Raw genomic sequence first — 13,898 nt, forward strand, 5'->3', positions numbered from 1 at the left:
CCGCTCGCATCCACCACACCAGGAGACCCTCGTGACCCAGACGCACATCCCCCAGCGTTACGCGACAAACCCCGCTCAGATCCCGGGCATGACCACTCAGCAGCTGCGCGACACCTACCTCATCCCGGAGGTCTTCGTGCCGGGTGAGATCCGGCTGACGTACACGCACCACGACCGGGTGGTCCTCGGCGGGGCCGTGCCCGCGGGCGCGGAACTGCGGCTGACCGGGTACCCCGAGATCCGCAGCGAAACCTTCCTCGAGCACCGCGAACTCGGCGTCGTCAACGTCGGCGGCGAAGGCGTCGTCGTCGCGGACGGCGAGGAGCACACCCTCGTCACGGGCGCCTGCCTTTACCTGGGTCGCGGCGTCCAGGACGTGCGATTCCGCGACGGCGACGGCGGGGCCGACGGTGCGCAGTTCTACCTTTTCTCGGCGCCCGCCCACACGTCGTACCCCACGGCGTTGGTGTCGCCCGGCGAGGGAACCGTGCGGGAGCTCGGCGACCAGTTGACCTCGAACCGTCGAACGCTGAACCAGTACATCCATGAGAACGGCATCCAGAGCTGTCAGATCGTGATGGGGGTGACCGAGCTGCACCCGGGCTCCATGTGGAACACCATGCCCGCGCACACCCACGATCGCCGGACCGAGTGCTACCTCTACTTCGACGTGCCCGAGGACGCCCGCGTGGTGCACCTGATGGGGGAGCGCGAAGAGACCCGGCACCTGCTCGTCGCCGATCGTCAGGCGGTCATCTCTCCGAGCTGGTCGCTGCACTCCGGCGTCGGCTCGGCCGCCTACTCGTTCGTGTGGGCGATGGCCGGCGAGAACCAGGCATTCGACGACATGGATGCCGCCCCCATCACCGATCTGCGATGAACGCTCCGACCCCTCGCACGCTGCTCGCGGTCGGCGAGACCATGGCGATGATCGTCCCGAGCGTCTTCGCCTCGGTCGTGGACGCGGATTCCTTCATCGTCGAGGCCGGGGGAGCGGAATCGAACGTCGCGACCCACGTGGCTCAGGCGGGGCACCGGGCGGTCTGGTTCAGCCGACTCGGCAGCGATCCCTTGGGCCACCGTGTCGCCCAGCAACTGGCGTCTCGCGGAGTGGACGTGAGCAGGGTCAGCTGGGACGACGAGCGGCCCACGGGCGTCTACGTGAAGAATCCGGGCGCCGGCGTCACCTATTACCGGCGTGGCTCCGCGGCATCCGCCCTCTCCCGCTCCGACGCGGACGGCATCGACCTCGCCGGCGTCGACGTGCTGCACGTGTCCGGAATCACCGCCGCGATCTCCGACACGGCGCGAGAGTTCCTCGAGCAGCTGATGAATCGCGCGCAGACGGCGGGCATCCGCATCTCGTTCGACGTCAATCACCGCATCCCCCTGTGGGACGCCGTCACCGCCGCGCCGGTGTTGCTGGCGCTCGCCCGGCAGGCGGACATTGTCTTCACCGGGCGTGACGAGGCAGAGACCCTATGGGCGACGGCGACCGCCGACGATGTCCGTGCCCTGCTGCCCGACGTCGACGAGCTCATCGTGAAAGACGGCGACGTCGGCGCCACGGCGTTCACCGGGCAGGGCCGCGTGTTCGTACCCGCGCTCGTGGTCGACGTCGTGGAGCCGGTCGGGGCGGGTGACGCCTTCGCCGGGGGGTATCTGGCCGCGCTCCTGTCGAACGCGTCGACGCCGGACCGGCTCACGGTCGGGCACGCCTTCGCCGCGCGCACCCTGATGTCCCTCACCGACACCGTGGAAGGAAGCTACGCATGAGTGCCGCGGAAGCTGATCGACTCGAAGAACTCTTCGCGGGGTCCCCGCTGATGGCCATCCTGCGGGGGATGGGGATGCAACGATCCCTGCGCTTGGCTGAGACGGCGTGGGAGCTGGGGCTCGAGGCCGTCGAGGTTCCCCTGCAGACCGAAGAAGACGAGCGGGTGCTCCGTGAGCTGTCGACGCGGGCCGCGGCGAACGGCCGGAGCGTGGGTGCGGGGACGATCCTCCGTCCGGAGCAGGTCGACGTCGCCCGCCGGGCGGGGGCTGCCTACCTGGTGTCACCGGGACTCGATCCGCGCATCGTGGACGCAGCGCGGGCGGCGGACCTGCCCATCCTTCCGGGGGTGGCGACGCCCAGCGAGGTGCAGCTCGCCGTCTCGCTGGGCCTGGTGTGGGTGAAGGCGTTCCCCGCGACGTGGCTCGGATCGGGATGGTTCCGCCACATCCGCGGCCCCTTCCCCGACGTGAGATTCGTCGCGACCGGGGGTCTGGATGCGGCGAACGTGACGGAGTTCCTCGACGCCGGCGTTCGCGTCGCCGCCGTCGGCTCGGCCCTCGAGGACGCCGCGCAGCTGGAACGCCTCGCCGATGTCCTCCGCTCCCGGACGTCGCTCACGCGATAGCCGGGGCGACACGAGGCGGAGGGGGCGGGGCATGAGTGGACCGGACGGTGTCGAAACGCTCGACTTCTCTCCGTGGACCTTCTGGGAGTCCGCCTCGGACGAGGCGAAGCGGTCGCAGAAGGCGCGACTGATCGCGCTGGCCGAGCGGGGTGACCGCACCTTCGCGGAAGACGTGTTCGTCGCGGACACCGCCGCGGTCGACAATGACGTCCTCCACCTCGGCGAACGCTCGTACATCGCCGCGGGCGCGTACCTGACCGGCGAACTCGTCGCCGGCAGCGACTGCAGCATCAACCCGTACACCGTGATCCGCGGACGCGTCCGCCTGGGGGCGGGTGTCCGCATCGGGGCGCACACCTCCCTCCTCGGGTTCAACCACTCGATGGAACCGGGCACCCCGGTCTTCCGGCAGCCGCTCACCTCGAAGGGCATCGTCGTCGACGACGACGTGTGGATCGGCTCGCACGTGGTCATCCTCGACGGCGTCACGGTCGGCGCCCACTCCGTGCTCGCGGCCGGCGCGGTGGTCACGAAAGACGTCCCCTCCGGCGCCATCGTGGGGGGAAACCCCGCTGCATTCATCCGATGGAGAGTGGCGCCGGCCGAGGCTGCGACCCCTCGGCCCCGGGACCTGGCGGTGCGGTTGCGCGAGTTCGCCGACCGCGCCCGCGCTGACGCGGAGACGATCCTCGCTCGCGCCTGGGACGCCGAGGCGAGCGTCTACGTCGATCGCCCCGGCGCGGAGCCGTCGTTGCGGGCGCACTGCGACGCGGTCGAGCTGGCGAGACTGCTTCTCCCCGGCGCCCCGCCGCAGCTCACCGCCGATCAGCATCGACGTCGGTTGACGGAGACGCAGCGCCTCGACGGGCGTATCCCGTCCCCCGGCGTGCGAACCGTGCCCGGCCGGCCGTTCGACGACGCCGATGCGGCGTACCATGTGCTGAGCGTCGGCTACGCGCTCGACCTGCTCCGCGGGCAGCTTCCGCACCCGATCAGCGAAGCGACTCGGATGACGCCGGCCGACATCTCGGACTTCTGCGAATCGCTTCCCTGGCGCACGGACCCCTGGGACGCGGGCCACCGCATCGATGCGCTGGGGACGGCGTTGCAGTGGGCGCTCCGGTCGGGACATTCCGTCCTCCCCGGCGCTGTCGAGAGCCTGCTCGGATGGCTGACCACCCGCGCGGACTCCCGAACCGGGATGTGGGGCGATGCGGCATCCGGTGGGGATCTCCTGCTGCTCGTGAACGGCGCGTACCGGACGACCCGCGGAACCTTCGCGCAGTTCGGCATCCCGCTGCCCTACCCGACCGTCACCATCGACACCGTCCTGGAGCACGCCGCGAACGAGACCTTCTTCACCGAAGAGACGTACGACGCCTGCAACGTTCTGGACGTCATCCACCCGCTGTGGCTCACCCGTGGAACGGGTCACCGGATCGAGGAGACGCGGGCCGTGGCGACGCGGATGCTGGAGCACGCCCTCACCATGTGGGCACCGACCCGGGGGTTCGCCTTCCGACTCTCCGACTCCGCCGACGAAGGCCGATGCGGGTTGCAGGGGGCGGAGATGTGGCTCGCCATCATCTGGTACCTCGCCGACATGTGCGGGGAGTCGCCGTCACTCGGCTACCGACCGAGAGGGGTCCACCGGCCGGAGCCGGCCGTGAAGATCACCCGCTCGGGCCTGCACATCATGGGGTGGTGAACGCCCTCACACCGGCGGGGCGGAAACGGCGGCGTCGCGAGCGCTCGGTGTCGCACTGGAGCCACGCGGCTTCAGCTCCGGCAGCAGGAACGTGCGCTGCCGTGGTCGTGCGGGCCCGCCCGTCAGGCGCCCGAGCATCAGTTCGACGGCCACCCGCCCCACATCCTGCTTGGGAGGACGCAACGCCGTGATCGGTGGCTCCGCACTCTCCGCCACCTCGTCGTCGTAGGCCATGATGGCGAGCCGGTCCGGCACGTCCCACCCGTTGTCCCGCGCATACTGCTGCACCAGGACCGCCTGACGGTCGGAGTGGATCAACAGTGCCGTCGTCTCGGTCGACCGGCACTGGGAGAGCAGCAGGTTGATGACGTCGTCGCGATCGTGGCCCTCCATCGCCTCCAGGGCGAGATCCTGATCCACCTGGCTCGTCAGACCGAGGTCCTGCACGGCGCGCTCCCAACCGCGACGCAGCGGAGCGGATGTGGGGGAGTCGATGGATGTCACGATCCCCACGCGCGTGTGCCCGAGGGACGCCAGATATTCGCCCGCCAGGATGCCGCCGTGGGTGTGGTCCGTCGTCGCCCATTCCAGGGATGTCAGCGCCAAGGATGACGGAGCTCGTCGTTCGGCCAGCACGACGGGTATCGGCAGGGATGCCAGCCAATGCAGGAGGGCGATGCCGTCGGGCCCCGAGGTGTCCGGGGCGACGATCAGCCCGTGCAGGTACCCCGACTCGATCAGGGACGTGATCTGTCGGCGCTGGTCTGCCGCGGAGTAACTCGCCGCACGCAGGATGAGCTGGGAACCGCTCGTGGTCGCCGCCGCACGCGCCCCGATGATGATCTGGGGCCAGTAGTAGGTGAGCGATGGCACCACCATCCCGATGCGGAACAGAGGCGTTTCGGCGATGGCGCCCGCGCGCGGCACCGTCGCATCCAGTCGGCTGCGCAGCGTGGCGCCGCCGTGGACGCGAGTGAGCAGGCCTCGGTCGGCGAGGGAGGAGATGTCGCGGCGGACGGTCAACTCGGCGACGCTGAGCAGCTTGCTCAGTTCGGATACGCGAACCGAGCCGGATCGCCGGAGTTCATCCAGGATGCGCTCCTGGCGGGAGAGCCCGAACGCGGGCGATGCGGGTTTCTGCGTGTCCATCGGACCTCCTCGTCCACCCACGTCGTATCGATTCTAGGCAAGGACTTTCGAGAGCGGTCGGAGCGGATCGACCACGTCACCGGGACCCGGGGAGGCCCTGCCGGCGACGCCGACAGGGCCTCCCCGTTCTTCTCGGGTGAGAGACGGTCCTCAGCGGCAGCTCGCCGCAGCCACATCGACCTCTTTCGCGATCTGCACCTTCTGTCCGTCGATCTCCGCGCTGGCGGTCATCGTCACCGCCTGTGCGGGGATGGATGCGGCTCGAGTGCTGAAGGCAGCCGATGCCTTCTTGGCGGGGTCGAGGGAACCGAAGTCCTTCTTGCCCCACGGAGTGGTCACCGTCACGGTCGCCGGCACGGACTCGTTGTTGGCGACCGTTGCCGTGACGAGGACCTTCCCCGCGACGCACCGCGTGCTCATGGCCACGGTGACGTCCAGCTCGGGCTCGGGCGGGGTCACGTCGGCCACGGCGAGCCACGAGATGACGGGCTTCTCCCCTCCGGCCCCTTCGTTGGTCACGACGTATTCGACGGTCGTGTCCTCGTCGAGGGTGAAGGTGAGCGCCGAGGTCAACGGCGTGCTCGTCGCCGACAGGGGAATGTTCCCCTTCGCCAGTTCCACGCCCTGCGCGGACACGGTGTGGTTCATCGTGCGGTTCATGCCCCACCACTCGGTGAAGCCTCCGGTCAGTGCGTAGGTGCCCGCCTCGAGGGTCAGCCGGTACGTCAGTTTCGTCGTGTCCTGGTAGAGCCCCGTCGAGAACTTGTCGTTGATGTCCGTGCTGCCCTTGACCTTCATCCCGTCAGCGACGTATCCCCACTGGGTGGGCGCGGTCGAGACCTGGTCGACCTTGTCGTTGATCACACTCGGGACGGCCTTCTTCACCGCCGTGTACTGCGGGGAATCGGCCCCGCCGGTGCCCGAGTCGATGTAGTAGACCAAGCCGGCCGGGACGACCTCGTACGATGCCACGACGCTCTGCCCGCCGTCGGAGAGGCGTCCGGACAGGACGAGCTTCGTGTACTCGCTTCGCGGTTGCGCGGCGGACGGGGCGTCCCACTGCACCGTCTTCTGAGTGCCGGCGATCTCCACCGCCGTCGGCAGGGCGTCGTTCACCCCGAGCGCACCCTGCATGCCCACATCGCGTGGAACGCTCTGTACGAAGAGCAGGGCCAGGCGGGCGTTGTACCCGGAGGTGCCCGTCGTGCCGAACTCCACCGCGACCACGGTGTCGGTGTCGACGGTGAGGGAATGCGAGACGGTCGTCGCCGAGCCCTGCGAGACGGCGGACTTCGTGGTCGAGGACGACCCGGCCGTGACCTTCGCGTAGATGTTCGTCGTCAGTCCGGCCCGTGGTGCTTGAACGGCACCGATGTTGTAGGAGCCGGCGGGGAGCGTCAGGTAGTACGTGACGGGCTTGTTGAAGTCCGCCCCCACCCATGACGATCCCCAGTCCGCGGGGGTGCCGGCACTGACAGCGGTTGCCGTCGTGGCGTACCCCCACGTCTTGCCGGCGGTCCGGCCATCCCATTTCTGGTCGGCGCTGTCGTTGCGCAGGGAGTCGCGACTCGCCACCGCGGCGTACGCCGAGCCCGCGGCGGCACCGCTCGATCCGGAGTCGATGAAGTACTCCAGGTCGGAGGGAACAACCAGGACGCGTGCGGTGAACCGCTGGTAGACACCCGTCGACACCTTCTGGGTGGAACGCCCGGTGGCGACGAAGCTCGCCAGCTCAGCCGTTCCCGTGGCACTCGCCAGCGAGCCCTGCGTCCACGTGACCGGGACGTCGGCGCCGTTCAGCGTCAGCGTCTTCGGGAGGGCGCGCTCCTTCGAGGTGATGCTCAGAGTGCCGAGGTCGAGGACGTCGGGACTGACGTCCTTGGGCGTGAGCTGGTCGCTGGCGACCGTCAGGCGCGTCGCGATGGCCGACGCGCCCTCCGCGTCGAGGCCGAAGGCGACGGGGTCGGCGACGGCGGCGCGGGCGTCAGCCAGTGCCGCCGAGAAGACGGCCCACGACTCGGGCGTGAACTCGGCCTCCACAGCGTCGTCGACGGCATCGACGGCTTTCGCCAGCGCGGTCGTGTCGACCTTCGCCGAGGCGGCGGTCGCTTGGATCACGCCGACCGCGTCGACGTTGAGGGAGTTGTCGTTCGCCGTGGACAGCGCGACGGTGTGCGCGCCGTTGCGGAGTCCGCGGAGCTGGAAGGTCGTTCGTTCGCTTCCCGCCGACCACGTGGGGGCGGCGACGGCGACGGGGACGCCGTCGACGGTCACGTTCAGCGTCGCGGAGCCGGGGTTGGTTCCGATGATGTCGAGCCCCGTACCGCGGAAGGCGTACGACATCGTCGCGCCCTTGGCGGTGCTCTTTGATGCGGTGCGCTGCCACTCGAACATGCCCTGCCCGTTCACGTGGCTCCAGTTCGCGTCGAAGTCGAGCACGGGAACCGAGGTGTCGTCCCAGCTCGTCTGGTGCATGCCGTCGATGATCGAGCTGTAGTACGGGGTGTAGCCCGGGACGGTCTCCACCTTGAGGTTGTCGAACTGGACGAAGGTGAAGCTCGACCCCAGCTGGATCCGACCGGCCGACTGCGGCGCGGGGTCGGTGAAGGTCGAGACCTCGACCCCGTTCACGGAGGCGGTGTGTACCGATCCCGCCACCTTGACGGAGATGTTGTTCCATGTGCCGGTGCCCGTCTTGAAGGCGACGCCGGGGGTACTGGCGACCGTGCCGCTGGCGAGGGTCGCACCGAACCGCATGAACGTCCACGCCCCCGTCGGGTCCACGCGCAGCTCAGCCGCCGAGACGTTCTGACCGTTGGCGGTGCCACCCTGCTGACGTGCGCCCACCGTGGCGTACGGCGTACCGCCGGCCTCGAACAGGACATCCGTCGAGACCGTGTAGTTGGCCCAGCGCGCGTCGCCGATGGTGGTCTTCGGGTCGCCCCCGTTCCAGGCGCCGCCGTTCATGCCGGGACCGACCTGCTGGCGGAGCACGCGGCGGTGCGCGGGGTCGGTCGTCGTGACGGACTCGAACGCGCCGTTCGTGTCGTTCGTGTAGCGCGGCGTCACCCCCAGGTCCTCCGGCTGCGTGGCGGGGGTGCCCTCCGGCTTCGAGCGTGCTCCGCGGCTCTCCAGGAAGCTCTCGCCCGTGTCGACGAGCCGCCCGGTCGCGGGGTCGTAGCTCTGGATGTCGGCCTGTTCGGCGTACTCGAAATCGTCGGCGTACAGGACGTCGTCGTTCGTGACCCCGTTGGTGGCACCGCTGGCGTCCGTGTCGAGCACGTCCCGACCGCCGTCGGGGTCGGTGAACTCCGGGCTGGACGGGAGCGAGCTGCCGTACCCGTCCTTCGCCACGATGGATCCGTCGCCGGTGGTCGTGGCGTGGTCGAGGGTGGTGACCGTCGCGGCGGAGAAGGGCTTCACCTCCACCGTGTAGGTCGAGTTCCCGTCGGGCTGCAGCTCGGCGACCGGGACCAGGTAGTTGGCGTCGTAGGCGTCGCCGGTGTCGGCTGCGCGCGTCTCCCACACCTCGGCGGTCTTGTCCGCGCCGAGGGCGAGGTCCTTGGCCGTGACGCGGTACGTCTTGGTGAATTTGCTGTCGTTGATGATGACGGTGGAGAAGTCCGATGCGTCGGGCGCGGCGAGCGTGGTGTACGACGCCCCGCCTGCTCGGGCGCCACTCGGCGGGTTGCCGGTTCCCAGCTCACTGCCGGAGGCTTTCGGGATGGCACGCCAGATGCCCGCGGTATTGTCCTCGTTCTCCCATCCGAGGGTGGCGAACTGGGTGAAGTGCTCGATGACCGACAGGCCGCCGTCGTAGTACATCCATCCCGACCACGGCTCGCGGGCGTTGACCAACTCCTTGGAGGAGTACTGGAAACCGTCGTAGAACGACCCGATGACGGGCTGGAAGATGTTCAGCGTGCGGCGGGATGCCGTGAACCCGGTCGTCACCCAGTTGCCCATCTCGAGAGCGCTGTTCGTTCCACCGAACTGCGTGCCGACTCCTCCCTGCTCGTCGCTGTTGGTGTTGTTCGGGCGGTCGGCCGAGTTGGAGAACGTCGACTGCCCCTCCGAGTTCCAGACCTCCTTGTCCAGCTGCTCGGCGATCTTCTTCATGTTGCCCGCGCTGTCGTCGGCGCTGGAGTAATGGAAGCCGACCACATCGACGGCGTCTCGGAGGGAGGGGTCGGCCGGAGCGGTCATCGCGTTGCCGAACGAGACGGGAGGTGTTCCGACGGTATCGGCGGCGACGGTCTCGATGGCCGTGTAGAGCGCGCGCTCCTGCTCGGACGCGAAGCCGTTGTTCGGGTCGGTGGAGCTCGCGCCCTGGAACCCGGTGGTGTCGTTGCGCAACCACCCCGAGAAGTCCTTGTAGAGCTGGATCTCCGGGCTGGTTGTCTCGTTCGTGTCCGGGTTGATGGAATCGACCATGAAGCCGAACTCGCGGTAGGCGGCGAGGACGGTGTTCTTGAACCAGACGTACTGCTCCTGATGGTTCGTCACCCACGTCGGGCGTTGCCAGCGGAGGATGCTGACGTGCACGTCGCCGTGGGCGACCAGCTTCGCGTCTGCCGCGAGCTGGAACCCGGGTTCGCGCAGGACGTTGGGGTACTCGTCCCGGGAGCGCATCGTCGCGGGGTTCGGGCCCGTGGACGTGTTGCGGTCGTTGCCCATCTCGATCTTGACCGTGTTCATGATGGGGTGGTCCCCACCGAACAGCGTCTCGATCATCTCCCAGTACTTGTCGGGGTGCTGCGCCTTGTAGTCCAGCAACAGGGCGCTGGTCGAGTTGGCGGTCAGAACGCCGAAACCTTTGAACGTGAGGCCGTTGCGGTTCTGTGCGGCCGCGGCGACGTCGGCGCCGTCGATGGTCACGGAGACCGGGTCGGCGCCTGCCGCGACGGCGTTGGAAGTGGGTGCTACGAGCAATCCCATCACCACCGCGGCAGCGGCAGTCAGGGCGCAGGCGAACCGGGCGGATGACGCTTTCGTCATTGGAGGTCCTCGTCGTTGAAGGAAGCCCATTCGGGGGTCGTCGGTAGCAGACCACATGTGAGCGGTATCCGGTAGAGAAACGAACTCTTTCGGGCAGTATCGAACCGATACGAACAACCGACCGCTCCCCGTCGCGACCGCCCAAACCGCCTCTGACCCGACGGCGCAGTCGCCCGCTGGCCCTCACGCCATTCACAGCCGCGCGTCCCTAGTATTACTGCGACCTCCGGCCCCGCCGGGGTCGACGTGGTGCCCGGCCGGTGGCATCCGTCGCGAGAGGACACGAGTGAGCACGACGACCACACCGCGCGGACAGCGCACCGCCGCCCGCCACGGGCGGCTGTCGTCGCCGGGCCCCTTCGCCCAGCTGTTCCGTGGACTCGCCATCGTGCTCGCCGTGCTCCTGGTCTCGGGCGGCGCCGTGTTCGCGTACGCCGCCGTCGACCTCACCCGCAGCTTCACCGCCGACGCGGTCGACCTCAAGGGGCAGCCCGCCGCGCCCCCCGACCTCGGCGAGCTGAAAGGCGGCGTCAACCTGCTGCTCATCGGCACCGACGAGTGCGAGCCCGATTTCGCGCAGCTGTTCGGAGACCGCTGCACGGGCGACGATGCCGAGGGCAATCTGAACGACGTCAACATGCTGGTCCACATCTCCGACAACCCGCGCCGGGTGACCGTGATCTCGTTCCCGCGCGACCTGATGGTCCCGATCCCGTCCTGCACCGACGAGGACGGCAACGTCAACTCCGCGATGAGCAAGCAGCAGATCAACAGTGCGTATCTCTACGGCGGTCTGTCGTGCGTCGCCGCCACGATCTCCGAACTCAGCGGCCTCGAAATCCCGTTCGCCGCGAAGGTGAGCTTTGGCGGCGTCATCAACATCACGGATGCCATCGGCGGCGTCGACGTGTGCATCGCGAACGGCATCCAAGACCCTTACACCGGCATCGACTGGCCGGCCGGCATGCGCCAGGTGAAGGGTCTCGACGCCCTGCAGTTCCTCCGCACCCGCCACGGCGTCGGTGACGGGGGCGACCTCGGCCGCATCTCGAATCAGCAGCAGTACATGTCGCGTCTGGCCAACAAGCTCAAGAGCCAGGAGGTGCTCTCGAACCCCGCGACGCTGTACAAGCTCGCGTCGACGGCCCTGCGCAACGTCGACCCGTCCACCTCGCTCACCAACCCCCTCACCCTGGTGCAGATCGCCTCCGCGGTGAAGGACGTCCCTTTCGACGAGATCGTCTTCATCCAATACCCGACCTACACCGACCCCGCCGATCCCAACCGCGTCGTCCCCGACGACGAGGACGCCGACACCCTGTGGGCCGCGCTCGCCGCGAACCAGCCCCTCGAGCTGTCCGGCAACCTGAGCGACGGCGACGGCGTCGTGGTCGACGAGAACGCCGCTCCCGCGCCGACGCCGGCCCCGGCGGACACGGCGACCCCCGTCCCGACCGACGGCGCTTCGTCCACCCCGGCACCGAGCTCGGACGCGATCGTGCTCCCCGACGGCATCGCCGGGCAGACCGCGGCGCAGGCGACCTGCTCCAACGGCAACGTCCGCGAGTGATCGTCGGCCCTGTCGCCCGGCATCCGGATCGTGGTTCGGATGCCAGGCGACGACCGGTTAGTATGGACCGGTGTGTTCGCGCCGTGAGGCATCGATCACCTGGAGACGTCGCATAGTTCGGCCTAGTGCACCACCCTGCTAAGGTGGAGTCCCCTCACGGGGACCGAGGGTTCAAATCCCTCCGTCTCCGCAGTGAGAAAGCCCCGGTTCGCCGGGGCTTTTCTCGTGCGGGCGCGATCCCGTCATGAATCGAGACAGCCGCGCGCGGCGACGCGGTCCGAACCCGGCGGGGAGCGACCGTCAGCGCCGCCGCATCTCCAGCGCAGCGAGCCCCGGCATGCCGAGCCATGAGCGTCCGTCGGGGGCGTCGACCACGGTGAGCAGGACCGCGTCACAGGCGCGGCAGCGCACCACCGTGCCCATCGCGGAGGCGTAGACCGCGGCCGTCGCGAGCAGATCCTGCAGGCCGCAGTGCGTGCAGCGGACGTCGGATGCCGTGGCATCCCACCCGAGGAGGTCGTCGAGTCGCCCGGCCAGGGCGTTGCCATCGAGCAGGGTCATCAGGAGCCTCCGAACCTTTCCGTGCGAATGCGCGCCGCAGCGTGTCCGGCCTCCAGCAGCCACCGCGATACGGCTTCGACGAACGGCGTCGGTCCGCACACGAACACCCGGGGCTCGCGATCGGCGGGGATGACGGCGGCGCGCAGGCTCTCGGCGGTCAGTCGGCCCGGGGCAGTAGGCGACTCCGGCGGGGCGGCGCGGGTGTAGACGAGGTCGACGCGGAGGCGGTCGTCACGGTCGGCGAGGGCGTGCAACTCGTCGCCGAAGAACACGTCGCCAGGGGAGCGCACCGAGTACAGCAGCCGAAACGGCGCCGGATCGTCACTCGCGGCGTGCGCGTCCGCCATCGCATATAGCGGCACGACCCCGGAGCCGCCGGCGATGAGCTGCACGGGAGCAGGGTCGGGCGACGGCATCCAGACGAAGAACGCTCCGAGGGGGCCGTGCACCTCGAGGCGATCGCCCTCGCGCAGGTCGTGGACGAGGAACGGCGAAACCTCGCCGTCGGGCACTTCGTCGACCGCGAGCACGACGCGGGTGCCCGCACCCGACGAAGCCACCGAGTAGGAGCGGCTCGCCTGGTAGCCGTCGGGTGCGGTGAGGCGGACGTCGAGGTGGGACCCCGCGTCGTTGCCCGGCCAGGTGGGCACCTCGAGCTCGATGCGCCGGGCCGTGGACGTCTCGGCACGCACGCGCACGACCGACGCGACGTGCCAGGATGCCGCGCGGCGGCTCACCCGTACCGTTCCTCGCGCCACGGGTCGCCGCGGGGGTGGTAGCCGTTCTGCTCCCAGAACCCGGGCTTGTCGGTGGGCATCGTGATGAGCCCCTGCACCCATTTTGCGCTCTTCCAGAAATAGAGGTGCGGCACGAGGAGGCGGGCGGGGCCGCCGTGCTCAGCGCTCAGCGGTTCGCCGTCGGCCTCGAAGGCAATCCAGCTCTTGCCGCCGAGCAGATCGTCGAGGGCGAGATTGGTGGTGTAACCGCCGAAGGAGTGCACCATCGCGAAGCGGTGGGCCGTCTCGACCTGCGCGAAGATGCGGTCCAGCGACACCCCGCGCCAGGCCATGTCGAGCTTCGTCCAGTGCGTGACGCAGTGGATGTCGACGGTGATGTCCTCCACACCGAGGGCCTCCAGCTGCGCGCGATCCCACCGGTGCACGCCGTTCTCGGTGCCGATGGCGAATTCCCACGTGTCGGAGGCGACGGTGGGGGTGGGGCCGGCGGAGAGCACCGGCCAGTCGCCCACCAGGCTCTGGCCGGGAGGCAGTCGCGGATCGCGCTCGCGGCGGCGGCCCCCGAAGCCGCGGGTGATGAATGACATGGCATCCCTTCGCCGGAGTCGATGCGTGGATTCACCCTAGCCATCCGTCCGGGGGCGGGACAGGGGCAGGCGAGCGGAGGAGATCCGTGCGGCGGAGGACGAATGGGCTGGGCGGTTTCAGGCGGTCAGTGCAACACCGTTGTCTGGTGGGGTTGAGAGTAGTCGTTCGAGGGCTTCGGTGGGGGT

At 69.1% G+C, this 13,898-nt stretch carries 10 protein-coding genes and 1 tRNA gene; 6 read left to right on the top strand and 5 right to left on the bottom strand.

What is annotated here, in order from left to right; all coding sequences use genetic code 11:
• Positions 1–31: 31 nt before the first annotated feature.
• Genes kduI through MT347_RS18310 form a run of 4 tightly spaced genes read left to right on the top strand, consistent with a single transcriptional unit; the run spans position 32 to position 4,110 of the window.
• Entirely contained in the window at positions 32–880 is an 849-nt protein-coding gene (kduI, locus tag MT347_RS17335) for a 5-dehydro-4-deoxy-D-glucuronate isomerase (protein ID WP_243502591.1), read from the top strand.
• On the top strand, positions 877–1,776 hold the full coding sequence (locus tag MT347_RS17340) for a sugar kinase (RefSeq protein ID WP_243502592.1): 900 nt from the start codon (positions 877–879) through the stop codon (positions 1,774–1,776). The genes kduI and MT347_RS17340 overlap by 4 nt, the downstream gene beginning before the upstream one ends.
• The gene (locus MT347_RS17345; protein WP_243502593.1) at positions 1,773–2,402 is read left to right on the top strand and encodes a bifunctional 4-hydroxy-2-oxoglutarate aldolase/2-dehydro-3-deoxy-phosphogluconate aldolase; all 630 of its coding nucleotides are present in this window, start codon (positions 1,773–1,775) and stop codon (positions 2,400–2,402) included. The genes MT347_RS17340 and MT347_RS17345 overlap by 4 nt, the downstream gene beginning before the upstream one ends.
• Positions 2,403–2,433: 31 nt before the next feature.
• Positions 2,434–4,110, top strand: coding sequence for an acyltransferase (locus MT347_RS18310; RefSeq protein WP_279391491.1), 1,677 nt, complete (start codon positions 2,434–2,436; stop codon positions 4,108–4,110).
• Between the two features lie 6 nt (positions 4,111–4,116).
• Here MT347_RS18310 and MT347_RS17360 read toward each other — a convergent pair whose 3' ends face one another.
• Positions 4,117–5,259 carry a substrate-binding domain-containing protein gene (locus tag MT347_RS17360; RefSeq protein ID WP_243502594.1) on the bottom strand — a complete coding sequence of 381 codons (1,143 nt, stop codon included), beginning with the start codon at positions 5,257–5,259 and terminating at the stop codon, positions 4,117–4,119.
• Between the two features lie 150 nt (positions 5,260–5,409).
• The gene (locus MT347_RS17365; RefSeq protein ID WP_243502595.1) at positions 5,410–10,257 is read right to left on the bottom strand and encodes a family 16 glycoside hydrolase; all 4,848 of its coding nucleotides are present in this window, start codon (positions 10,255–10,257) and stop codon (positions 5,410–5,412) included.
• Positions 10,258–10,543: 286 nt separating this feature from the next.
• Here MT347_RS17365 and MT347_RS17370 point away from each other — a divergent pair, with 286 nt between their 5' ends.
• The gene (locus tag MT347_RS17370; RefSeq protein WP_243502596.1) at positions 10,544–11,827 is read left to right on the top strand and encodes an LCP family protein; all 1,284 of its coding nucleotides are present in this window, start codon (positions 10,544–10,546) and stop codon (positions 11,825–11,827) included.
• Positions 11,828–11,928: 101 nt separating this feature from the next.
• Positions 11,929–12,017, top strand: a tRNA-Ser gene (locus MT347_RS17375).
• A 110-nt stretch (positions 12,018–12,127) separates the two neighbouring features.
• Here the strand turns inward: MT347_RS17375 and MT347_RS17380 are convergent.
• From MT347_RS17380 to MT347_RS17390, 3 genes are read right to left on the bottom strand one after another with little or no spacing between them, the layout of a single operon-like run.
• Positions 12,128–12,388 (bottom strand): DUF6510 family protein, encoded by a 261-nt coding sequence (locus MT347_RS17380; RefSeq protein ID WP_243502597.1) that lies wholly within the window; start codon positions 12,386–12,388, stop codon positions 12,128–12,130.
• Entirely contained in the window at positions 12,388–13,125 is a 738-nt protein-coding gene (locus MT347_RS17385; protein WP_243502598.1) for a ferredoxin reductase, read from the bottom strand. Before MT347_RS17385 ends, MT347_RS17380 begins: the two co-directional genes overlap by 1 nt.
• The gene (locus tag MT347_RS17390; RefSeq protein WP_243502599.1) at positions 13,122–13,712 is read right to left on the bottom strand and encodes a molybdopterin-dependent oxidoreductase; all 591 of its coding nucleotides are present in this window, start codon (positions 13,710–13,712) and stop codon (positions 13,122–13,124) included. Before MT347_RS17390 ends, MT347_RS17385 begins: the two co-directional genes overlap by 4 nt.
• Positions 13,713–13,898 lie beyond the last annotated feature (186 nt).

Source organism: Microbacterium sp. VKM Ac-2923, assembly GCF_022815605.1.
Taxonomy (GTDB): Bacteria; Actinomycetota; Actinomycetes; order Actinomycetales; family Microbacteriaceae; genus Microbacterium.

Bases quoted from the DNA above. Each gene is read 5' to 3' on its own strand.
- MT347_RS17365 (WP_243502595.1), bottom strand. From the start codon at position 10,257: ATGACGAAAGCGTCATCCGCCCGGTTCGCCTGCGCCCTGACTGCCGCT.
- MT347_RS17390 (WP_243502599.1), bottom strand. From the start codon at position 13,712: ATGTCATTCATCACCCGCGGCTTCGGGGGCCGCCGCCGCGAGCGCGAT.
- MT347_RS17360 (WP_243502594.1), bottom strand. From the start codon at position 5,259: ATGGACACGCAGAAACCCGCATCGCCCGCGTTCGGGCTCTCCCGCCAG.
- MT347_RS17380 (WP_243502597.1), bottom strand. From the start codon at position 12,388: ATGACCCTGCTCGATGGCAACGCCCTGGCCGGGCGACTCGACGACCTC.
- MT347_RS17340 (WP_243502592.1), top strand. From the start codon at position 877: ATGAACGCTCCGACCCCTCGCACGCTGCTCGCGGTCGGCGAGACCATG.
- MT347_RS18310 (WP_279391491.1), top strand. From the start codon at position 2,434: ATGAGTGGACCGGACGGTGTCGAAACGCTCGACTTCTCTCCGTGGACC.
- MT347_RS17345 (WP_243502593.1), top strand. From the start codon at position 1,773: ATGAGTGCCGCGGAAGCTGATCGACTCGAAGAACTCTTCGCGGGGTCC.